We start from the raw sequence: 21,914 nt of genomic DNA, 5'->3' as shown, positions 1-21,914 counted from the left end.
TCGAACTAGAACTCGGCCCAATCATCGACACGCCCATTGGCGATGCGGCGCGGCGCTGGACGGACCGCCGGGGCTTTCGTCAGTTCCGKCCGACGCGACTCCGGGCGGCGGACCGCCGGCGCGACACGCGCCTGCTCGACGAGCGCTGCAGCCGCAAGTCGCTGCAACCGGGCGGGCTCGGTCTGCGCAGCATGAACCGACGGCGCAGCGAACCCTTCCTCGATGCGGAAGACGGCAACAAGCTGTTTCAGCCTGTCGATTTCCGCCATCAGTTCATGTGCCGATGACGCACTCTGCTCCGCCAAAGCCGAGTTCTGCTGGGTCATCTCGTCCATATGGGCGACGGTCTGGCTCATCTCCTCGATGCCATGGGCCTGCTCGGCGGTCGCGGAAGAGATCTCCGCGACGGTCGCAGAGACCTTGCTCGCAGCGGCCACGATCCGCTCCAGAGCTTCACCGGTGCTGCGTACGAAGCGCACGCCCTCGCCGACCTGCTCGTTGGAGGTCGCGATGAGACCCTTGATATCCCGCGCAGCCTGAGCGGAACGCTGTGCCAGGGCGCGCACTTCGGAGGCCACAACGGCAAACCCCTTGCCCGCATCACCGGCCCGCGCAGCCTCGACCGCCGCATTGAGCGCCAGCAGATTGGTCTGGAAGGCAATACCGTCGATCACGGAGACGATCTCCGAGATGCGGACGGAGGACGTCTCGATCCGTTCGATCGCGCCAACCRCCTGGGACACGACAACCCTGCCGTCATTGGCCACATTCATGGCCTCTCCGGCCAGCTGGGTCGCCTCGCGGGAGCGGGCCGCGCTCTGCTTGACGGAGGCTGCCAGCTCCTCGGTCGTCGCGGCAGTTTCCTCCAGATTGCCGGCTGTCGCTTCAGTCCGCCTGGCAAGGTCGCCTGCGCCGGAATTGATCTCGCTCGCGGCTCGCGAAACATTGCCTGCCGTCAGTTGGATGGTCGAGACGGTCTGGCCGAGATGGGCGAGTGCTCCGTTCAGGCTGCGCTTCAGCTCTGCGAGGCGGCCGCGATAGTCCCCCTCCATGCGGTGGCTCAGGTCGCCCTCAGCCAGTCCACCGAGCACGCTCGAAAATTCGCCGACCGCGCCTTCGACCAGCGTATTGATCTGATTCAGGCCCTCGGCGATGCGAGCCATCGCCTCCGGCTTGCCCGCAAGCGGAATACGACGCGAGAAGTCGCCCTCGACGGCCGCCGAGACGACATCTGCAACCTCGTTGGCGGCGGCAAGTTCGTCGGTCAGTTCCAGCCATTCGACGGCGGTGCCGAGACGCTCGCCATTGGCATGCAGGACAGGGCTCAAAGACAGCGAAATAGTCCGCCGGCCGAGCGCATAGCGGATCGCGCGGGCCCCGCCGACATCATGCCGCCCGAACACGGGGTCGCCATAGACGGCATCCATGACCCGGCCAAGCATGTCCTTGGCCGAGCAGCCCGGGAAGGCCGTGCGAAAATCCTCCTGGGCCTCGGCAAAGAACTTCAGCAGCGACTTGTTGACGTAGACGACGCGGTTCTGCCGATCGCAGACCATAACATTGGTGCGGCAGTCATCGAGCGCGGCACGGATACGCGCAGCTTCGACCCCTGTCTCGTGAATGCTCTTCAGGGCGCGGGCAAGGTCGCCGATCTCGTCGCCGCGGGCGAGGCCCGGGATCGCGGCGTTCTCGCCCTGGGCCAACAGGCCGACCGCATCGCGCATCTCGACGATGGGCCGGTAGATCGACCGCGCCGCAAACCAGCCGACGGCCGCGATCGCGACCAGCGAAACGGCGCTGATCCCCAGCATCTGCGGAATGGCCGATCGCACGGCACCGTCGATATCGGCGGCGCTCAGCCCGAGCTGCGCGAGGTCATTCAGCCGCCCCCAGGCGACATGATAGGCGGCGGCGCCGATGGCGCCGCCCGAAACGAAAGCCGCGCCGAGAAACATCAGCGGCAGCCGTACCGAGAGTCTCGAAAGGGAACCGGCGAAGCTGCCCATGTTCTTGTCGTGTCTTTCTTGGCGCGTTGGCCTTCCCGGCTCAGTCATCTGGCGCGTTGCCGCGTCAGATGATGATCAAGCCGCCCGGGTGGTCCGAGCGAGAGGGGTTTCCGCCCCGCCTTCGCGGATCACGGCCGCGAGGTCGAGCAAGGCGACGATCTCGGTGTCGAGCAACACGAGGCCTTCGATCAGGCCATGCTCGTCACGCTCCAGATCCGGCGCCGGGCGAACCGCGCTGACCGGAACATCGACGATGTCGGAGACCGAGTCGACCAGCAGGCCGGCGGTCTTGTCCTCGACATCGACGACGACGATGACGTGGGTTGCCGTGGCATCGGTGACACCGAGGCCGATCGAGGTGCGCAGGTCGTAGACCGCGAGAATGACGCCGCGCAGATTGAGCACGCCGCGCACATGCGGAGCCGCATGCGGCAGGGGCGTGGTCACCTGCCAGCCCTTGATTTCACGAACCATGCCGACATCGATGCCGAAAGTCCGATCACCGACGCGGAAGGTAACGATACGACGCACGGCTGATTCAGGCTGCGCCGACGAGAAGTGCTTTTCGCCGAGTTGAAGGGTCATGATCATCCAGCCATTTTCAGTTCGGGAGCGGGTTGCCGGCTGCCGGTCGCGGCCAGCCTCAGCATCGAGTCGACATCGAGGATCAGGGCGACGAGGCCGTCGCCGAGGATGGTCGCGGCGGATGCGCCGTTGACCGCGCCGTAATTCGCCTCGAGGCTCTTCACGACGACCTGCTGCTGGCCGACGATCTCGTCGACCGCAATTCCGACATTACCGCCGCGCTCGGTTTCGGCGATGATGATGATGTTCTCGTCGCGCTGCCCGGACGAGCCCATCACGGCGCCGAGCCGGTAGAGCGGTGTGACCTCACCGCGCCAGCGCAGGACTTCCTGGCCGAAGGTGAGATGCTCGATCGGCGTATTGGCGAGGTGCTGGGTCTCGATCACACTCGCGATCGGGATGACGTAGCGATCGTCACCGCAGCGGATCACCATGCCCTCGAGCACGGCGAGCGTCAGCGGCAATGCCAGGGTGAACTTGCAACCGCGGCCGGGCTCGGAATCGACGCTGATGCGGCCGCCGAGCGACTCGACATTGCGCCGCACCACATCCATGCCGACGCCGCGGCCCGAGATGTCGCTGACGGCCTCCGCGGTCGAAAGCCCGGCGGCGAAGATCAACTGGTCGATCTCCTCGGGTGCAAGCTTTTCATCGGGGCCGACAAGACCACGCGAACGGGCCTTGCCCAGTAGCTTCTCGCGATTGATGCCGCGCCCGTCATCGGTGACGGAAATCACGATGCGCCCGGCCCGATGTTCGGCGGTGAGCTGGATCGTGCCCTCCGGCCCCTTGCCTGCTGCCAGGCGTTCCTCCGGCGTCTCCAGGCCATGATCCATCGAATTGCGGATCATGTGAGTCAGCGGATCGGCAAGCTCTTCGATGATCGTCTTGTCGACCTCGGTATTTTCGCCTTCGAGCACCAGGCGCACTTCCTTGCCCAGGGTCTGCGCAAGCTCGCGGACGAGGCGCGGCATGCGCTGGAACACGGCCTTCACCGGCTGCGCGCGCACGGCCATGACATGGTCCTGCAGCTCGCGTGTCTGGCGCGACAGCGTCAGGATGCCCTCGGCGGTCTTGGCATAGACGTCATAGGGCAGCGAGCGCACGCATTCGACCAGCATGGACTGGGTAATGACGATCTCGCCGACGAGATTCATCAGCTTGTCGATGCGGTCGAGGTCGACGCGAACGCTGACGGCCTGGCGTTGGCGGGCCGCAGGAGCATCATTGGCAGGAGCACGAAGCGCAGGACGCGGCACGGGCGGAGCCGTCGCCTCGACTGGGGCCGGGGCCGGCGCAGGAGCCGGCACAGGAACGGGTTCCGGCGCAGCGGCCGGAGCAGGCCCGAGCTTCGCCAGGATTGCCGAGAGATCGGCAGCAACCGACTGCGGCACCTCTGCTTCGACGGCAGCGACTGGCGCGAACGAGGCCACATCGTCATTGGCCGGCTCGGGCATCGCCTCGATCTCGAACTCCTCGGTCGCGAGGGTGAAATCGAACTTGCCGTGCAGCTCTTCGACCGACAACTGCGTGCGCAGGTTCACGGCAAAGCGCATCCAGCAATCGGTGACGTCGAGTTCCTCCAGCGACGGCACGTGGCTCAGGTCGCAGGAGACGGAAACGATATCCTCCGGCGGCAGAGCCGCCAGCACGACGCGGGGTTCGATCACACGGCGGAAGAGGTCGCGATCCGGCGTGATGCGCAGGCACATCTCGCTGCCGGCCTTCACCGGCTCGGCCGGAGCGACGGCGGCAACTGGCTCGTCGTCCCAGCCGTCATCGATCGGCTTCACGGGCGCGGCGGACTTCGCCTCGACCATCGCAAGCAGATTGCCGAGCGCTGCGATACCCGGCGGGGCGTCGTCGCTCGCAGGCGCGGAGGCCGATGGCACTGGAGGTGCGGAAGCGGCAGCGGCAGGAGCTGCTGCGACGGGTTCGGCCTGCCCGACACGTTCCAGCGCCTCGAGCAGATCAGGACGCGGGCGGGCCGGTTCGTCATTGCGCGCCGCCGACACCAGATCGGCAACGGCATCCGAGCAGCGCAGAAACAGTCCGAAGGGAGCGTCCTCGATCGCGACACGCCCCGAACGCAAATGATCGAGCGAAGCCTCGAAGACATGGGCGAAGGCGACGAGCTCCGTGCAACCGAAGGCCCCTGCCCCGCCCTTGATCGAATGGATCGCGCGAAATGCGGCGTTGACGTCCTCGGGCTCGCGTGAGCCCTCATCAAGCGCCTGAAGCTTTTGCTCCAGAGCGCCGAGAAGCTCTTCGCATTCCTGGAAGAACGTTTGTTTGAGTTCCGCTAACGGATCCATCGGCCAGCCTTAGTTCTGATAGCGAGCAACGAGGCCGAGCAGGGTGTTGGGCTCGAACGGCTTGACCATCCAGGCGCTGGCACCGGCGCGCCGGCCCTCCGCCTTGATCTCGGCGCCGTTTTCCGTCGTCAACACGATGATCGGCGTATTCTGGCCGGCCGGTCGGGCACGGCAGGCGCGCGTGAACTCGATTCCGTCCATCAACGGCATGTTGAGGTCGGTGATCACCAGATCGGGCTGGAACTGGTCGAACTTGACGAGGCCGTCCTCGCCGTTCTCCGCTTCCGCCACCTCATGTCCGGCATTGCGAAGCGTCAGGCTGAGCAGACTGAGCAGGGTCTTCGTATCGTCGATGGCCAGGATTCTCATCGATATCACTCCAGGACGAGAGCGCTTTGGGCAGGATCGAAGCCGATCGCCTGCAGGGACTTGCGGCACTCTTCCGAGGCCGCCTTGAGAGTGACGCTGAGCCCCTTTGCCTGCGCACTGGTCGCGGCGGCATGGAGCAACTGAATCCAGAGGCTGGGCAGGGGGCCAGCTTCAGCGCATTCGACGGCGATGCTCTCCTTCTGCTCCAGCGCGACAAGCAGCTGATTGCGGAAGGCTGCCGCCTCGGAACGACCGAGAAAGGCTGGAAGCGAGACGGTGATGACCACGGCGGCGGGACCCATGATTGGCGGATGGAAGATCACGCCAGATTGGTAAAAATTTCGCTAATCGGCGGCACCCCGGCATCAACGCTTTGGGCGTTTCCGAGGCAGATGTGGTCAGAACATGGCATTGCTGATGGCACGCGGAACGAGCGAGATGCTGCCGTTCTGCTCCTTGTACTTGCGCGGGATGTTGATGATCCCGGACAGGTGCAGCCAGAGCGCGTTGGGCGAGATCGGCTTGGTGATGATCTCGTGCGCCCCGAGCTTGGCCGCCTGCACGACCGAACGGCGGTCGGGGCGTTCCATCATCACCAGAACCGGAGCCTTGGCGAAGGGCGAAGTCTTGAACGAACGGATCGATGCCAGGCATTTGACACTGCCGGAATCGGGCAGGTCCCAGTCCAGGACCACGATGTTCGGCTGCTTCTGGATGAACATCGTTGCGGCCGAGGACAAATCCGGGGCCTCGAAGATGCGGTGGAGCGACGCCTGGTAGAGCATGGTCCGGACGATGCGCCGGTAATGCGCGCTGCTATCGATCAGCAGGACCGAGAGATTGGGAAAAGACGGCGCGATATGCATGACGCTGGACCGGACACTCACTCAACCCGACGCGCCATCCTGGCGCTACGCGTAGTCTTGCCTGCAGGAACGCTCACAGGCCGTTAATGCGGTCGCCTCAAACGCTGAGACCGAAGCGAATTCCGCCCCAATGGCGCCCCTTGACCCAGATCGGCGCGGAGAGGTCCTCCATGACGAGAAACTGGCCGCCGCCCATGTCGCGCCGATAGGTCTGCAGCAGGAAGGGTTTCTGGTTGCGGGCAGCCGCCAACCCGGTGCGATCCGCGAAGACGCGGCGGTTCCGGCAATTCGCGTTGTTCCAGATCGGATCCCGTCCCTGCGCCTGCGAGTACTTGCGGTTATGGGTCGGCAGAAAGCCGTTGCGATCGACGGCCGCGCAGAAAACGACGCGCTTGTTTGCGGCCAGCAGCCTTTCCTGGAGCGGCGGCAGCAGACGATCGGTCAACGCGACGAAACGCGTCATATGCTGCAGGGGGTCCGAGCCGCCGATCGGACGATAGGTCTCATCGAAGAGATCGGCCATCGCGATTTCGCCTTGTGCCACGGCGTCCTCGAAGAGGCCGGAAATGGCTTGCGCCGTCTCCATGGCGGTGGCGATCAGTTCCGATTGCGCGGTGCGCACGCCGGAAGCCGCAATCGAACCGAGGATCGCCTCGCTGATCGAGACGAGCGAAGCCGCCCGGCCCGACGCGAGATCGAGATTGCCGCTCGACTGGTCGACGCCGGCGACCAGCGCCTTGAGATCCTCGCCGACCTTGGCGAAGGCGATGGCATTCTCCCGCGTCGGATTCGAGATCGCATCGATATCGCCGATCAGCCCGACGACCGAGCGACCGAAAATGTCGAGTTCGCCGACCTGCCGGGATATTCCCCTGCTCTCCTCGCTCGCGCGGCGGGCGACCGCTGCATTCTCGAAACTGCGGCGGGCAAGCTGATCGACCGTTTCCACAAGCGCGTCGAGCTGTCGGGTGCTGAGTGCGGTCGCCTCACGCGTCTGCTCGGAGAGTTGCTTCACGGCCGCAGCGATGACCGCAAACCCGCGCCCCGCCGAACCACTCCGCGCCGCCTCGACACCGGCATTGATCGAGAGCAGTTGGATCTCGCGCGTGATCGTCTGGATGGCGTCGCTCGCCTCGCGAACCTTGTGGGCATTGGTGACGGCCTCGGCAAGCGCAGCCGAAATCGATTCGGCCCCCTGGCTCAGCGTCTCGATATCGCTCTGGGCAGCATTCAGCCCCTGCCGAACCGCTCCCGTGACCCGTTCCAGGCCACTCTTGACGACAGACGCCGCCTTCTGAGCGTCTTCCGCCGAACTCTGGATCGAGCGATTGGAGCGCGAAACCTGCTCGACGGACGCAACGACGCGGTGCAGCCCTTCGGCCTGGCCTTCGAGCTGTCGTGTGACATCGCCGATGCGGCCGGAAATATCCGTGATCTCGACCCCGAGCTTGCCGAAGCGCTCCGCGATCTCGCCAATGGCGCGGGCGGCCGCAGTCCCATTGAGCACATCCTCATTGGCCGTCTCCGGCAGCTTGAGAGCCTGTGCTTGCATGGCGAGATGTATCCGCGACCAGAGGAAGCCTCGCTTACCCTAGGCAAAACACGGTAAATCGCGCGTTAACGGCCAGTTCGGCCGTTAACCATCCCTCCGCGTACCGATCACGCTCTGTCGCAGGCGAGGCGGACATCGCCGAAATCGCGCAGCGGGGGGCGTTGCTGCGAACAGCGCTCGACGGCACTCGCACAGCGCGGGTGAAACGCGCAGCCGCTCGGCGGCGCAATCGGGCTCGGCACCTCGCCCGACATCGGCTTGCGCTCCCGGTTCGGTCTCTCGACATCGGGAATCGTGTCGAGCAGCAGCCGCGTATAGGGATGGCGCGGCAGGTTGAAGACCTCATCGGCGGGGCCGGCCTCGACGAAGCGGCCGAGATACATGATCGCCAGATGGTCGGACATGTGCCGAACCACCGAGAGATTATGGCTGATGAAGAGATAGGTCAGGCCGAACTCGGCCTGCAGCCTCACCATGAGATTGAGGATCTGTGCCTGCACGGAGACGTCGAGTGCCGAGGTCGGCTCGTCGCAGACCAGGAAATCGGCCTCGGTCGCCAGTGCACGGGCGATCGAGATGCGCTGCCGCTGCCCGCCAGAGAATTCATGCGGGAAGCGCCGGGCGTCGGCGCGGGACAGACCGACGATCTCGAGCAGATCGCCGACGCGTTCCGTCGCCTCGGCGTCATCGCGGCGCAGCTTCAGCTCGCGGATCGGCTCGGCGATGATGTCGCCGACCCGCCAGCGCGGATTCAGGCTGGCGTAGGGATCCTGGAAGATCATCTGAACGCGTGGCGGACCGAAGCTGCCATCGAGGCGGCGGATATCGGCGAAGCGCAAGCTGCCCTCGGTCGGGCGCTGCAGCCCGACGATCATCCGTGCCAGCGTCGACTTCCCGCAGCCGGACTCGCCGACGATGCTGAAAGTGGTGCCACGCTGGACCGTGAAGGAGATATCCTCGACCGCCCTCAACACACGGCGCGGCTCATGCGAAGCCAGACGGGACAGCCAGGGCGCCGAGACGTCGAAGCGGCACGACGCCGCCTTCACCTCGAGAATGGTTTCAGTTTCAGCCATGAACCAGCTCGCGCAAGGGGAAATGGCAGGCGGCGATATGGAGCCCCGCGCCCAGCGAAGGCCGCTCGTCGCGGCAGCGGTCGCGGCAAGAACCGCACCGCGGATTGAAGGCGCAGCCCTTCGGTATGGCGTTCAGTCGCGGCATGGCGCCGTCGATCTGGTTGAGATGGCGATGGCGCTCATGCACGCTCGGGATCGAAGCCATCAGCCCGGCCGTATAGGGATGGCTGGGGTGGCGCGTCACATCCTTCACAGGGCCGACCTCGACGACCCGTCCGGCATACATCACCGCGACCCTGTCTKCCGTCTCGGCGATCACGCCCATGTCATGTGTCACCAGCATGATCGCTGTGCCATGCTCGCGGCAGAGCCGCTTGAGCAGGCTCATGATCTGCGCCTGGATCGAAACGTCGAGCGCCGTCGTCGGCTCGTCCGCGATGATCAGCTTGGGTTCGGCGCAGAGAGCCAGCGCGATCACCACACGCTGGCGCATGCCGCCCGAGAACTGATGCGGATAATGGTCGATCCGCGTTTCGGCGGCGGGAATGCCGACTTCCTTGAGAAGGTGGAGCGCCCGTGCCCGCGCCTCGCCACGGCTGACCGGCAGATGCGCCAGGATCGTCTCGACGATCTGATCCCCAACCCGGAGCAGTGGATGGAGCGAGGTCAGCGGATCCTGGAAGATCGCGCCGATCTCCTTGCCCCGCACCAGGCGCATCGCCTCGGCTGGGAGATTGTCGATGCGCCGGCCGTTGAGATGGATGCTGCCGCCTGCAACCCGGCCGGGCGGATCGAGCAGGCCGATCACCGCCGTACCGGTCAGGGATTTGCCCGCCCCCGACTCGCCGACAACGCCAAGGATCTCGCCTGGCGCGATCTCGAGCGAAACGCCGTCGAGCGCCGTCAGCGGGCCATGGCGGCCGTCGAAGACGACCTTGAGGTCCCGCACCGAGAGCAGCGACTGGGGCACGGCCATGGCGGTCATGTTCTCTCCTCCCCACGTTCGACCGGATAGCTTGACGAGAAGATCTCGGAAGCCGGCGGGTGGCCATGTGTCCGGCGCGGGTACTGCGCCATCACGCCTTCGAACTGTTTCTGCGCGCGCCGCTTGTCCGCAGCTTCGTCGACGCCCGGGATCTCGCGGTCCTCCATGACGAAGCGGCCGTCGATGATCACCGTCGCGAAGTCGCGGCCGTGTCCGGCGAGCAGCATGGTCTGGATCGGATCGATGACCTGGCCGAGATGTGGCCGGTCGAGATCGAAGACCGTGATATCGGCCCGCGCGCCGGGCTGGAGCCTGCCGAGATCCGGGCGGCCAAGCGCATCGGCACCGCCAATGGTCGCCGCGTCGTAATAGTCCTCGCTGCGCACGCCGGCCGAGCTGCCCGCCATGGTGCGGGCGAGGATCATGCCGACCTGCATGTTCATGATCATGTCCGGCGGGCTGGTATCGGTGCCGAGGCCGAGATTCAGGCCCATCTCGCGATAGCGCCCGAAATGATCGATGGCATTGCCGTGGCGTCCGGAGACCAGCGGGCAATGCACAATGGTCGAACCGGCATCGCGGATGATCTCGAGATCGTGGCCAGGCCGGGAAATGTGCCYGCTGCCGGAGACATAGGTTCCGTGAGGCAGGAGCGTCCGCTCGGTCAGAAAGCCGAGCTTCTCCAGCCATTCCGGCGGGCTCATGCCGTGCTGCGCCAGCACGAGATCGTACTCGATCTTCGACTGGCAGCAGTGCAGCCGCACTGGCACGCCAAGGGTCCGGCCGGCCTCCGCCGTGCGCCGAAGCAGTTCGGCAGTCGAGGTCTCGATCCGGTCCGGCGCGAGCATGGTGCGGACGAGTCCGCTGGCGGCGCCCTCAAAGCGCTCACAGAAGGCGATCGCCTCTGCGAGCTCGGCAAGGCCGCGAGGCTCGTCATAAGCCGTCGTGATCCTGCCATCGGCCTCGACCACCTGGTTCCCGGTGCGGTAGGCCGGGCCGAGATAGGCGCGCAGGCCGAGTTTCGCCGCGGCTTCTGCCGCATCGGAGAACTCTTCCGGCGTCTCGCCCCATTGCCGGTAGAACAGCGAGGCGATCGGCAGCGCCGTGGTGATGCCATTGCGGATCAGCGTCGCGAAGGCATGATGCTTCTGGAAGGCAAGCTCCTCCCGCGAATACATCTCGACCGGGCCGGCCTCGATATAGGACCGCGGCCAGACACGCCCCTTCTTCCAGGCCGGTTGGTTGTCATAGGCGAGGATGGTGGTGTCGAGATCGGAAAGCGCGTCGAGATCGACGAAGCCGGGTCCGATCAGCGCGTTGCCGTAATCGATCCGGCGCATGACCTCGCCGGGGAAGCGATGGCCGATGAAGACCACTTCGCCATTCTCGAAGACGATCTCGCCATTCTCGATGAGCCGATGCCGGCCGTCGCGGTGGCCCACGAGCCAGCGCGCGGTCAGCAGGACCCTGCCCTTGGGGTGCGGCGCGGCCTGCAGCATCAGGGTGCGCTCTTGATCGAGACGCCGTCGCGCGCGACGATCTTGCCGCCCTTGACGACGCGACGCTTCGGCGAGCGGGTCACGATCGCCTCGGCCAGCGTCTCGCCGGGCACGAGCACGAGATCGGCCCGACAGCCCTGGCTCAGCCCGTAGCCGTCGAGTTCCATCACCTTGGCACCCTCGATGGTGCAGACATCGAGCGCGATCCGGAGTTCATCGTCGCGCCGGAAGTTGTTGCGCAGGCCGACGAACATGGCGCGCTCCAGCATGTCGGCATTGCCATACGGCCCCCAGGTGTCGCGGATGCCGTCTGAGCCGGAGCAGACCCGGATGCCGGCCTCGATCAGCCGCTTCACCGGCGGGGCCGGCCTGCTCGCCGGCGCCGTCGTCATGATGGCAATGTCGAGCTCGGCGAGCTGGGCGATCAGCGGATCGATGAGCGCCGGGTCCGGCGTGCCGAGGCAGAAGGCATGGCTGATCGTGACCTTGCCCTTCATGCCGAGTGCCCGTGTACGCTCGATGATCATGTCCATCGAGAAGGCGCCGACCTCACCCGGCTCATGCAGGTGGATGTCGAGCGGCTTGCCGTAGCGCTGGCAGAGCGCAAACACGGCGTCGAGATGGCCCTTGGGATCACGGTCGATCGTGCAGGGATCGAGGCCGCCGACCACTTCCGCGCCGAGCTTCATGGCCTCGTCCATCAGCTCCAGCGTGCCGGGCCGGCGCAGCATGCCGGACTGCGGGAAGGCGACGATCTCGACGTCGATGATGTCGCGATAATCGTCGCGCATCTTCATCACGCCCTCGACGCCCCACATGCCGTGGTCGGTATCGATGTCGATATGGCTGCGGATATGGGTCGAGCCCATCAGCGAGGACTGGATGCTCTGGCGGGCCGATTGCTGATAGGGATCGATGCCGAGCCGACGCTTGTTCAGGCGCTCATTGTCGATCTTGTCGAGAAGTCTCGGGCCAACTTCGTTCTTGTACCAGGGCAGGCCCCAGAGGCTCTTGTCGAGATGGGTGTGAGCCTCGACCAGGCCGGGCAGCAGGATCTCGTTGCGGCCATCCTCGACCACGACACCGGCCGGCGCGGCAAGCCCGGTCCCGAGGCGGGCAATCCGCCCCTTCTCGATCAGGATATCGGTCGCCTCGCCGCCAAGCGGGCGAATATTGCGCAGCAGAAGATCGGTAGCCATCGTTTCCTCGTCAGTTTCTTGTCAGCGGAGTTTCGGATTCAGCGCATCGCGTAGCCAGTCGCCGAGCAGGTTGACCGAGAGCACGATCAGCCCGAGCTGCAGTGACGGGAAGACGACCAGCCACCAGGAGCCGGAGAACAGGTACTGGTTGCCGATGCGGATCAGCGTGCCGAGCGAAGGCTGGGTGATCGGCATCCCGACGCCCAGGAAGGACAGGGTCGCTTCCGACAGGATTGCCAGACCGAGATTGAGCGTCGCGGCGACCATCACCGGCGTCAGGGTGTTTGGCAGGATGTGGCGGCGCATGATTCGCGCCGGCGCGACCTTGATGATGCGCGCAGCGAGCACGTATTCCTTGCGCCGTTCGACCATGGTGGAGGCGCGCACGGTGCGCGCATACTGCACCCAGTTGGTCAGCGAGATCGAGACCACCAGCACCACCGCAGCGAAAGGCTCACGCAGGCCGGGTGGCAGCAACTCGCGGAAGATAGCGCTGACCAGGATCGCCATCAGCAGGGTCGGGATCGAGAGAACGGTGTCGCCGAGGCGCATCAGGAGGTTGTCGATGCGGCCGCCATAGAAGCCCGAGACCAGCCCGACCGTAACGCCGAGCCCCATCGAGACGATCACCGCCGCGATGCCGATCAGCAGCGAGACGCGCGTGCCGTACAGAATGGCCGACAACACATCGCGTCCCTGCGGGTCCGTGCCAAGCAGAAACGGCCACTCCCCGCCGGCCTGCCAGATCGGCGGGATCTCGGCCTTGTCGATGAAGACCTGAGCGAGATCATGCGGGTTCTGCGGCGCGATCAGGGGCGCGAGAAACGCGGTCGCGATCAGCAGCACCAGCACCAGCGTCGAAAGCCAGGCCGCGGGAGTGCGGCAGAAGCTCCAGCCGATATCGCTGTCGAGGAAGCGGCGCAGGCGGCCGGGCTTGGCAGTGGCATCAACGGGCATTGGCGGCTCCCGAAATCGCATCTTCGCGCAGCCTCGGATCGACATAGGCGTAGAGCAGGTCGACCAGCGCGTTCAGTGACACGAAGATGAAGGAGACGACGATCAGATAGGCCGCCATCACCGGGATATCGACGAAGGTCACGGCCTGGACGAAGAGCATGCCCATGCCCGGCCATTGGAAGACGGTTTCGGTCACCAGCGCGAAGGCGATCAGGTTGCCGATCTGCAGACCGGTCACCGTGATCACCGGCATCAGGCAGTTGCGCAGCGCATGGCGGAAATTCACCGCGCGAGCCGGCAGGCCCCGCGCCCGGGCGAAGCGGATGAAATCGGTGCGCATCGTCTCCAGCATCTCGGCCCGCACCAGCCGCATCACCAGCGTGATCTGGAAGAGCGAGAGCGTGATGCCCGGCAGGATCAGCGCCCGCCGGCCGGACGGCGTCAGGAAACCTGTGCTCCACCAGCCGATCTGCACCACCTCGCCGCGGCCGAAGGCCGGCAGCCATTGCAGCGTCACCGAGAAGAGCAGGATGAACAGGATGCCGAGCGCAAAGCTTGGCAGGGAGACGCCGAGCACAGAGACGAATTGCAGCGACTTGGCGAGCAGGCTGTCACGTCTGATCGCCGTGTAGACGCCGAGCGGAATCCCGACTGCGAGCGACAGGAAGGTCGCCACCAGCACCAGTTCGAAAGTGGCCGGGAAGCGCTCCGTGATCAGCGTGAAAACATCCTGCTGATTGCGATAGGAGATGCCGAAATCGCCGCGCGCCGCGTTGCCGACAAAGGTCGCAAATTGCAGGACGAAGCCCCGGTCGAGACCGAGCCGCACGCGCAACTCGTCGCGCTGCGCCTGGCTCGCCTGCTCGTTCAGCATCAGCTCGACGGGGTCGCCGACGAAGCGAAAGATCAGGAAGGCGAGGAAGGCGACGGCGAGCATCACGCCAGCCGCGTTCAGCAGTCGTTTCAGCAGGAAAGCCGGCATCGTCCCCTCCGGTCACAATGGGCCGGGAGCGCCTAAACGCTCCCGGTCGGTCGATGCGGTTCAGCTTACTTCAGCATCGTCAGCCACAGGCGCGGCTTGTTGTCGGAGGCCTGCACGGTCGAGGTCACCGTGTTGCGCATCGCCCACGCCATCGGCTGCTGATGCAGCGGAATGAAGAGATGCTCTGCCTTGGCGATCTTGAGCGCCTCCATCATCATCGGGATGCGCTTGCTGTTGTCGAGTTCGACGCCGGCCTTGTCGATCAGCGCATCGATGCGCGGATCGCCCCAGTTGCCCCAGTTGAACACGCCGCCCGTGCCGCTCTTCGAGCGCAGCACCTGCACCAGCAGCGAGTAGGCGTCGATCATAGGCTCATTGGCCCAGCCAAAGGAGATCACGTCGAAATCGCCCTTGACGCGTTTCGGTGTCTGCTGGCTGCGCGGGGCGAGGCTGAGATTGGGCTTCAGGCCGGCGCGCGACCACATCGAAGCGACCGCCTGGCAGAACTCCTCCTCGTTGACCAGGCTGTCGGCCTGACAATTGAACTGGAAGGAGAAGCCGTTGGGATAACCGGCGGCCGCCAGCAGCTTCTTGGCCCCCTCGAGATCGAAGGGCAGGCGCACATCCTGGGACGGCTCGTAGCCTGGGATCGCCGGAGCGACCAGCGCGCCGGTATTGCGCGAGAGGCCGCGCATGGCCCGCTTCTGGACGGCATCGATGTCGATCGCGCGATAGAGCGCCTCACGGACCCGGATATCCTTGAAGGGGTTCTTGTCCTTCACATCGCTCTCGAACAGCGCATCCTTCAGATTGAGGGCGAAGAAGACCGAGCGCAGCTCGTTGGTCTGCAGGACCTTGACGTCGGGCGAAGCCGCGAGCCGCGGCAGATCCTGCAAGGGCGCGACATTGGTGAAGTCGATCTCGCCGGAGAGCAACGCGGCGACACGGGTCGAGGCCGAGGTGATCGGCGTGAACTCGATGACGTCGATATTGTGCTGCGGCTTGTCCCACCAGGTCGGGTTCTTGATGAAGATCGTCTTGGCGTCGGCGCGGCGGCTTTCGACCTTGAACGGGCCGGTGCCGTTGGTGTTGTCGGTTGCGTAGCCCTTGATACCCTTGCCGGAATCGGTCGGGAGCGAGGTGTTGTTCGCCTCCATCCACTCCTTGTCGAAGATGAAGATGTTGGTGAGGTCGTTCAGCAGCAGCGGATACGGGCCGTTGACCTCGATCTCGACGGTATAGTCGTCGATCTTCTTGGCGCTCTTGTAGGCCGGCAGATTACCCTTGAGCGGCGAGGTGTCATGCGTGACGCGGTCGAGCGAGGCGATCACGTCGTMAGCGGTGAAGGGGTTGCCATTGTGGAACTTCACACCCTGACGCAGCTTGAAGCGCCAGACCGTGGGGGAGACCGTCTCCCATGATTCCGCCAGGGCCGGCTCGATCTTGAGATCGCCGGTGTAGCGCACCAGCCCCTCATAGACATGATTGAGCACGGAGAGCGTGAACGTCTCGCCGTAGGAATAGGGGTCGAGCGAGGCGATCTCGCGCGACGCGCCCCATTTCAGGGTCTTCGCCTCAGCCGCGCCGTTCAGCGCCAGAGCCGCGACAGCCGCCAACAACCAGTGCTTCTTCATCGATCTCTCCTCTCGATGAACCTGCGGCGCATCTTTGGCGCTCGGTCAGGCTCGGTGCCCCTCGTGAATGCCCAATCCCGCGCCACCCTGGCACTTTGTGCAGCATCTCGTGCGCAATCAACAATCAATATTGCATACGATAGAGATATCGTATTGTATACGATTATCGCAGACAAGGGGAAACTGGAGTGGAGCGGGATCCCGTGACATGGAGTGAGGCTGAGACGGCCGAGCCAGAGCGGAGACGCACCATGCCGACGGAACCCCGCCCTCATGGATTGCGTGCGCAATCCGTGTACAAGGCGCTGCGACGCGCGATCATCGAGCAGGCGTTGCGGCCTGGCATGAAGCTTCCCGAAGACTCGATCGGCGAACAGCTCGGTGTCAGCCGTACGCTGGTGCGCGAGGCCTTCGGGCGGCTCGCCGTCGAGGGCCTGGTCGAGCTCAAGCCCAATCGCGGCGCCTCGGTCGCCTATCCCACCCTGGAAGAAGCCCGCGACGTCTTCGACGTCCGCCGCAGCCTTGAACGGTTGGTCGCCGAGACCCTTGCCGGCCGGCTCACTCCGGCGCAGATCACCGAACTTGAGCACCATGTCCGGCAGGAGGAAGCCGCACATGGACAGGACGGGCCGGAATCAATCCGGCTCTCTGGCGATTTCCACATCCGGCTCGCCGAGATGACCGGGAACGTCCTGCTGCTGCGCTATATCCAGGAGCTGAGCTCGCGCTGCTCGCTGGTTCTGGCGATCTACGGCCGTCCGCATTCGTCGGAATGCGCCGTCTCGGAGCACAGGCAGCTGATCGAGGCGCTGAAGCGCGGCGATGCGAAGCAGGCCGCCGAGCTGATGGATCATCATCTGCAGGCCGTGGTCACGCGCGCCCTGCTCACTCCCCGGGCGGAGCGCGACATCCGCGACCTGCTCGCCCCCTACGCATTGAGCGAAGGACTGACTCCCCCATGACCGCTCAGCCGCGCGTCCAGCCCAAGTCCGACACCCAGCCCTCGATCGTCACCTTCGATTTCGCGTCGCTCACGCCACGCGAGCGCTACAAGCTCCTGATCGGCGCGGTCGTGCCACGCCCGATCGCGCTGGTGACGACGGTCGATGCGCAGGGCGTCGTCAACGCCGCGCCGTTCAGCTTCTTCAACTGCCTTTCGGCCGATCCCGCGATCCTGGCCCTTGGCGTCGAGTATCGCCCGACAGGGGGCCAGAAGGATACCGGTCGCAATGTCCGCGATACCCTCGCCTTCACCGTGAACATCGTCTCTGACGCGCTCATTGCCGGCATGAATGTCTGCGCGGTGCCTTTTGCGCCGGGCATCGACGAATTGCGCGAAGCGGGGCTCGATGCCCTGCCGGGCGTCAAAGTGCCCTGCCCCTGGATCGGTCAGGCACCCGCCGCCTTCGAATGTCGCCACCACACCACGCTCGGCATCGGCAACTCCCGAGAGATCATCCTCGGCGAAGTMGTCTACGCCCATTTCCGGGCCGACATCGTCGACGAACGGCTCCATGTCGACCCGGTCGGGCTCGACGCCATCGGCCGAATGGGCGGTCATGGCTATGCCACGACCCGCGACTATTTCGACCTGCCCACGATGTCGGTCGACACCTGGACCCAGCGCCCGGAAGAGGCGAACCGGCGCACGTCGCTGAAGGACTGAACGTCCGATTGCAGGCTTGCGGAACGATCCGCTGAAGTGGAGGTTGGACAAGGCGCCGGCCCGGGCGCGGCCTCCAGGGACTGCATGACTCTCGATCAATCGCTCTCCATCGCCGTCATCACAACGATGATGGCGCTCTTCGTCTGGGGCCGCCTCCGCTATGATGTCGTCGCGGCGCTGGCACTCCTCGCCGCGCTGGCTCTGGGCCTTGTACCGGCCAAGGACGCCTTCAAGGGCTTTTCCGACGATATCGTCATCATTGTCGGCAGCGCGCTCGTGGTCAGCGCAGCGGTCGCGCGCTCCGGCATCATCGAGCGCGCACTCAGCCATGTTGCGCCCTATGTCCGCTCGACACAGATGCAGATCTCGCTGCTCGTGTTCTCGGTCGCGGTGATGTCGGCGATCATCAAGAATATCGGTGCGCTCGCGATGATGCTGCCGATCGCCTACCAGCTCGCCCGGAAGGGTGGAAAATCGCCATCCATCTTCCTGATGCCGATGGCCTTCGCCTCGCTGCTCGGCGGCATCGTCACGCTGGTCGGCACCTCGCCGAACATCATCGTCGCCCGCGTCCGCGAGGAACTGACCGGCCGCCCCTTCGAGATGTTCGACTTTGCGCCGGTCGGCCTCGGTCTCGCGCTCGCCGGCTGCCTGTTTCTATGCGTGGGCTACCGCCTGCTGCCGCGCGACCGGCAAGGCGCAGCCTCGCTCGAACAGGCGCTCGACATCTCCGACTATGTCACCGAGGTTCAAGTTCCCCAGCGCTCGGCGCTTGCCGGCAAAACCATCTCCGAGCTCAAGGCCATTGCGGAGGGTGAGGTCGATGTCGTCGCCATCCTGCGCTCCAAGACGCGGCTGTCCGCCCCGTTCCCAGATGCCGGCCTGCGTCCCGGCGATATCCTGTTGCTGCGCGGCGAGCCCAAGGCGCTTGAGCGCGTGGTCGCGCAGGGCGGCCTCCAACTCGATGCCGACCAGCGCCCGACCCATAGCACGGGCGCGCTCGATCAGATCACCGTGAGCGAGGCGATCGTCGGCCCCGTCTCATTACTGACGGGACGCTCCGTTGGCGAAATCGAGCTACACGAGCGCTATCGCGTCAATCTGCTCGCGGTGAGCCGCTCGGGCGAGCGCTTCCGGGAACGCCTGCGCAACATCACCCTGCGCACCGGCGATGTCGTCGTCCTCCAGGGCGACGAGAAAATCCTGCCGGAGCGAATGCGCKAACTGGGCCTGATGCCGCTCGCGGAACGCGCGCTGACGCTCGGCAGTGCCCGCAGGGGCTGGGTTACCGGCGCGATCCTGCTTGCGACCGTGATCGCGATCGCCTTCAACCTCGTCCCGGTTTCGGTCGCGTTCTTTGCGGCAGCCGCGCTGCTCGTCACCTTCCGAGCGATCTCGCCGCGCGACGCCTATGATTCGATCRAATGGCCCATCCTCGTCATGCTGGCGGCCCTGATCCCGGTCAGCGACACTTTGCGCTCGACTGGAACCACGGATCTGCTCGCCGGCTGGCTCGCGAGTGTCGGCATGCACCTTCCCGGCTGGGGCGCGGTGGCGCTGATTCTCGTCTCTGCCATGGCGGTCACGCCCTTCCTGAACAACGCTGCGACAGTGCTGGTCATGGCCCCGATCGGCGCGAGCTTTGCGAAGAGCCTCGGTTACAGCCCCGATGCCTTCCTGATGGCGGTGGCGATCGGTGCGGCCTGCGACTTCCTCACGCCGATCGGCCACCAGTGCAACACGCTGGTGATGGGTCCGGGAGGGTATCGCTTCGGCGACTACGCCCGGCTTGGCGCGCCGCTGTCGCTGCTGGTGATCCTGCTCGGTGTGCCGCTGATCATGCTGGTCTGGCCGCTACGATAGGGCTTTGGCCCCGCGCCGCCGCTGCGGCAGCATGATGGTCCCGGATGCGGCGACCACCAGTACGAGGCCGAGCCAGTCGCTCGGCGTCGGTCGCTCGCCGAGCAGCAGCACGGAACCCAGAACGCCGACGGCCGGCACCATCAGCGTGCCAAGGCTGGCAATGCCCGCGGGCAGCCGCGCGATCACCGTGAACCACAGGAAATAGGCCAGCGCCTGTGCTCCCAGGATATGGAAGGTCAACGCGGCGAAGGTCCGTGCCTCCAGCATCTTGGGAACGGGCAGGCCCTCGAAGACCAGCATGCCGATCCCGGCGACAACGCCGCCGATCAGCAGCTGCCACGCGGCGATGGTCAGTGCCGGCGCCGAAACCGGCCAGCGCTTGGTGACGATCGTGCCCAGGGCCCAGCTCACGCTGGCGATCAGCGCGTAGAGCAGGCCGATGGAGAACGAGCCGCTGGCGAGCAATGGCAGGCCGAGGCACAGCAATCCCGCAGCGCCGAGGCCGAGGCCGAGAAGGCGCCTTCGGTCAAAGGGCTCGGCAAGGACGAACCGTGCGAGCAATGTCGCCCAGATCGGCATGGTGAAGGTCAGGATCGCCGCCCGCGAGGTCGGCGCGGCGAGCTGTGCGAAGGCAAGCAATACGTTGAAGGCGGCAATCGAAAGGAAGCCGGCAATCGCCAGCCTCAGCCATTGGCCTCTGGGCACCGCCAGAGACTGCCCACGTGCGAGCCCTATGGCGACCAGAGCCAGCCCCGCAAAGCTCATGCCGCCGGCCCGGAGCGTCCAGGGCGCGATCTCGGTCAGCGCGATGCGGACAGCCGGCCAGTTGAAGCCCCAGAGCAGACCGAGCAACGGAACGAGCAGAAGCGAACGGCCGGGGGTTTGCGACATGGCGTGACTATGGCCGAACCGGCGGCGCCATCGTCATGCCAAATCGCGCAGGAGCCGATGCACGTTTATCGCCCCGGCCGCCGCGCGGCGTCACTCCGGGACGCTCTCGACGCCGCACCATTCGGCCACGAACAGGGCCATGGTTCCGGTGATGCGCTTCAGCGAGGCGAGGCTAACCCGCTCGTCGAAAGCGTGGATGTTCTCCGAGATCGGGCCATAGCACAGCGCCGGAATCTTGTCGTAGAGCGCGTAGACGCGGGTATCGAGATAGCCCGCCGTCATGAAGCTCTTCAGTGGTTTGCCGGTCGCGCCCTGATGCGCCCGGCCGAGCACGGCCWCCGCCTCGCTGCCGGGTTCGAGCACATAGCCTTCCGAATAGAAGCCGTTGAAGGTCACGCTCGGCGGATTGTTGGCGAGGAACGAATCGCCACGCGCATGCGTCAGCACGCGGGCCTCGATCCGCTTCGCCAATTCCTCGGCGCTGACCCCGGGATAGAGTCCGATGCGGCAGTCGATCCTGCACCAGCACGGCACGGAGGAGGCCCAGTCGCCGCCCTCGATCTTGCCGATATTCAGGTTGATCGGATGGGCGACGTCCTCGAAATGCTCGCGTCCGGCCTTCTCCGCGTTGAGTTCCTCCTCGAGCTTCCGCAGCGCCCCGATGACGCGATAGGCCCCGTCGATCGCGTTCGCGCCCGCGCCMATCTCGCGCACATGCATCGGCACGCCACGCACCTCGATCTGGAACCAGAGCACACCGGTATTGGCGCGCACCAGCATTTCCTCCTCTGGCTCGGGGATAAGCACCGCATCGGCCTTGTAGCCGCGCAGATGCGTCATCAGCGCGCCGTTACCGGTCGATTCCTCCTCGACCACCGACTGCACGTAGACCGTGGCCGCCGGCTGCAGGCCGATGCGCCGGAGCGCGTCGAGGCAGAACAGGTTGGCGGCATGGCCAGCCTTCATGTCCGCGCCACCACGGCCATAGAGCCAATCTCCCTCGATCACCGGGTCGAAGGGCCGATGCGTCCAAAACGTGTCCGGCCCGGTCGGCACGACATCGACATGCGCCTGCAGGATCAGGGAGCGCCCCTTTTCCTCGCGCGGGTGATGGATGCCGACGACGATCGGCGCATCCGAATGCTCATCGGAGAACGGCGCACCACCGGGATGGGCCGCGATCGCCTCGCGATCCATTCCGAAGCGGTCCATCGTGAAGCCACGCCCCTTCAGCGCCCGGAAGACGAAATCCTGCACCGCGTGTTCTTGCCCGCGCAGCGAGCCGAAGCGGATCATCTCCTGGGTGAAGGCGATTTGCTCGGCAAAGCCGGCCTCCACTGAGGCAAGGATGCGGTCGCGAAGCGCGGGATCGAGAGGCATGGGCAGGTCTCCGGTCGGTTAGGCGGCAAGCAGGTGCTCGCCGTCACGCTCAGCCTTGTGCCGAGCATCCGCGCCTCGCGACGCGGATG

The 21,914-nt window shown here is 65.5% G+C and carries 19 protein-coding genes; 3 read left to right on the top strand and 16 right to left on the bottom strand.

Features of this window, described 5'->3' with window-relative positions:
* Positions 1 to 5: 5 nt before the first annotated feature.
* From AC1DJT_RS10290 to AC1DJT_RS10225, 14 genes are all read right to left on the bottom strand, one after another.
* Positions 6 to 2,006, bottom strand: coding sequence for a methyl-accepting chemotaxis protein (locus AC1DJT_RS10290; protein WP_476834005.1), 2,001 nt, complete (start codon positions 2,004 to 2,006; stop codon positions 6 to 8).
* A gap of 75 nt (positions 2,007 to 2,081) precedes the next feature.
* Positions 2,082 to 2,591, bottom strand: coding sequence for a chemotaxis protein CheW (locus AC1DJT_RS10285; RefSeq protein WP_069882586.1), 510 nt, complete (start codon positions 2,589 to 2,591; stop codon positions 2,082 to 2,084).
* A 2-nt stretch (positions 2,592 to 2,593) separates the two neighbouring features.
* Positions 2,594 to 4,906 carry a chemotaxis protein CheA gene (locus AC1DJT_RS10280; protein WP_441489359.1) on the bottom strand — a complete coding sequence of 771 codons (2,313 nt, stop codon included), beginning with the start codon at positions 4,904 to 4,906 and terminating at the stop codon, positions 2,594 to 2,596.
* A 9-nt stretch (positions 4,907 to 4,915) separates the two neighbouring features.
* Positions 4,916 to 5,275: a response regulator gene (locus AC1DJT_RS10275; RefSeq protein ID WP_441476827.1), complete on the bottom strand. Its 360-nt coding sequence runs from the start codon at positions 5,273 to 5,275 to the stop codon at positions 4,916 to 4,918.
* 5 nt (positions 5,276 to 5,280) lie between these two features.
* Positions 5,281 to 5,577 carry an STAS domain-containing protein gene (locus tag AC1DJT_RS10270; RefSeq protein WP_441505301.1) on the bottom strand — a complete coding sequence of 99 codons (297 nt, stop codon included), beginning with the start codon at positions 5,575 to 5,577 and terminating at the stop codon, positions 5,281 to 5,283.
* Between the two features lie 96 nt (positions 5,578 to 5,673).
* Entirely contained in the window at positions 5,674 to 6,162 is a 489-nt protein-coding gene (locus tag AC1DJT_RS10265; RefSeq protein WP_162768079.1) for a response regulator, read from the bottom strand.
* 76 nt (positions 6,163 to 6,238) lie between these two features.
* Positions 6,239 to 7,693, bottom strand: coding sequence for a methyl-accepting chemotaxis protein (locus AC1DJT_RS10260; protein ID WP_476768404.1), 1,455 nt, complete (start codon positions 7,691 to 7,693; stop codon positions 6,239 to 6,241).
* Between the two features lie 107 nt (positions 7,694 to 7,800).
* Positions 7,801 to 8,769 carry an ABC transporter ATP-binding protein gene (locus AC1DJT_RS10255; RefSeq protein WP_476768403.1) on the bottom strand — a complete coding sequence of 323 codons (969 nt, stop codon included), beginning with the start codon at positions 8,767 to 8,769 and terminating at the stop codon, positions 7,801 to 7,803.
* Positions 8,762 to 9,739, bottom strand: coding sequence for an ABC transporter ATP-binding protein (locus AC1DJT_RS10250; RefSeq protein WP_476834013.1), 978 nt, complete (start codon positions 9,737 to 9,739; stop codon positions 8,762 to 8,764). The genes AC1DJT_RS10255 and AC1DJT_RS10250 overlap by 8 nt, the downstream gene beginning before the upstream one ends.
* Positions 9,740 to 9,750: 11 nt before the next feature.
* Positions 9,751 to 11,253 carry an amidohydrolase family protein gene (locus tag AC1DJT_RS10245; protein ID WP_476834004.1) on the bottom strand — a complete coding sequence of 501 codons (1,503 nt, stop codon included), beginning with the start codon at positions 11,251 to 11,253 and terminating at the stop codon, positions 9,751 to 9,753.
* Positions 11,253 to 12,452, bottom strand: coding sequence for an amidohydrolase family protein (locus AC1DJT_RS10240; protein WP_441489364.1), 1,200 nt, complete (start codon positions 12,450 to 12,452; stop codon positions 11,253 to 11,255). The genes AC1DJT_RS10245 and AC1DJT_RS10240 overlap by 1 nt, the downstream gene beginning before the upstream one ends.
* Before the next feature lie 21 nt (positions 12,453 to 12,473).
* Positions 12,474 to 13,409, bottom strand: coding sequence for an ABC transporter permease (locus AC1DJT_RS10235; RefSeq protein WP_441489365.1), 936 nt, complete (start codon positions 13,407 to 13,409; stop codon positions 12,474 to 12,476).
* Positions 13,399 to 14,391 carry an ABC transporter permease gene (locus tag AC1DJT_RS10230; RefSeq protein WP_069879765.1) on the bottom strand — a complete coding sequence of 331 codons (993 nt, stop codon included), beginning with the start codon at positions 14,389 to 14,391 and terminating at the stop codon, positions 13,399 to 13,401. The genes AC1DJT_RS10235 and AC1DJT_RS10230 overlap by 11 nt, the downstream gene beginning before the upstream one ends.
* Positions 14,392 to 14,456: 65 nt before the next feature.
* Positions 14,457 to 16,025, bottom strand: coding sequence for an ABC transporter substrate-binding protein (locus AC1DJT_RS10225; RefSeq protein ID WP_476834003.1), 1,569 nt, complete (start codon positions 16,023 to 16,025; stop codon positions 14,457 to 14,459).
* A gap of 251 nt (positions 16,026 to 16,276) precedes the next feature.
* Between AC1DJT_RS10225 and AC1DJT_RS10220 the strand changes: the two genes are divergently transcribed.
* The 3 genes from AC1DJT_RS10220 to AC1DJT_RS10210 all read left to right on the top strand — a co-directional run bounded on the left by AC1DJT_RS10220 (position 16,277) and on the right by AC1DJT_RS10210 (position 19,554).
* Positions 16,277 to 16,987, top strand: a complete 711-nt coding sequence (locus AC1DJT_RS10220; protein ID WP_052513480.1) for a GntR family transcriptional regulator — start codon at positions 16,277 to 16,279, stop codon at positions 16,985 to 16,987.
* On the top strand, positions 16,984 to 17,691 hold the full coding sequence (locus AC1DJT_RS10215; protein ID WP_201788634.1) for a flavin reductase family protein: 708 nt from the start codon (positions 16,984 to 16,986) through the stop codon (positions 17,689 to 17,691). The genes AC1DJT_RS10220 and AC1DJT_RS10215 overlap by 4 nt, the downstream gene beginning before the upstream one ends.
* Positions 17,692 to 17,775: 84 nt before the next feature.
* On the top strand, positions 17,776 to 19,554 hold the full coding sequence (locus AC1DJT_RS10210) for an SLC13 family permease (protein ID WP_476834002.1): 1,779 nt from the start codon (positions 17,776 to 17,778) through the stop codon (positions 19,552 to 19,554).
* On the opposite strand, the gene AC1DJT_RS10205 is transcribed toward AC1DJT_RS10210, so the two are convergent.
* Together AC1DJT_RS10205 and AC1DJT_RS10200 are read right to left on the bottom strand one after the other, a co-directional pair.
* The gene (locus AC1DJT_RS10205; protein ID WP_441489368.1) at positions 19,546 to 20,445 is read right to left on the bottom strand and encodes a DMT family transporter; all 900 of its coding nucleotides are present in this window, start codon (positions 20,443 to 20,445) and stop codon (positions 19,546 to 19,548) included. The two genes, AC1DJT_RS10210 and AC1DJT_RS10205, sit on opposite strands and share 9 nt — an antisense overlap.
* A gap of 90 nt (positions 20,446 to 20,535) precedes the next feature.
* Positions 20,536 to 21,825 (bottom strand): ArgE/DapE family deacylase, encoded by a 1,290-nt coding sequence (locus tag AC1DJT_RS10200; RefSeq protein WP_476834001.1) that lies wholly within the window; start codon positions 21,823 to 21,825, stop codon positions 20,536 to 20,538.
* Between the last annotated feature and the right edge of the window lie 89 nt (positions 21,826 to 21,914).

The sequence above is a fragment of the Allobosea sp. 05T422_2 genome (assembly GCF_056396265.1).
This window is presented reverse-complemented; position numbering and strand designations above follow the sequence as displayed.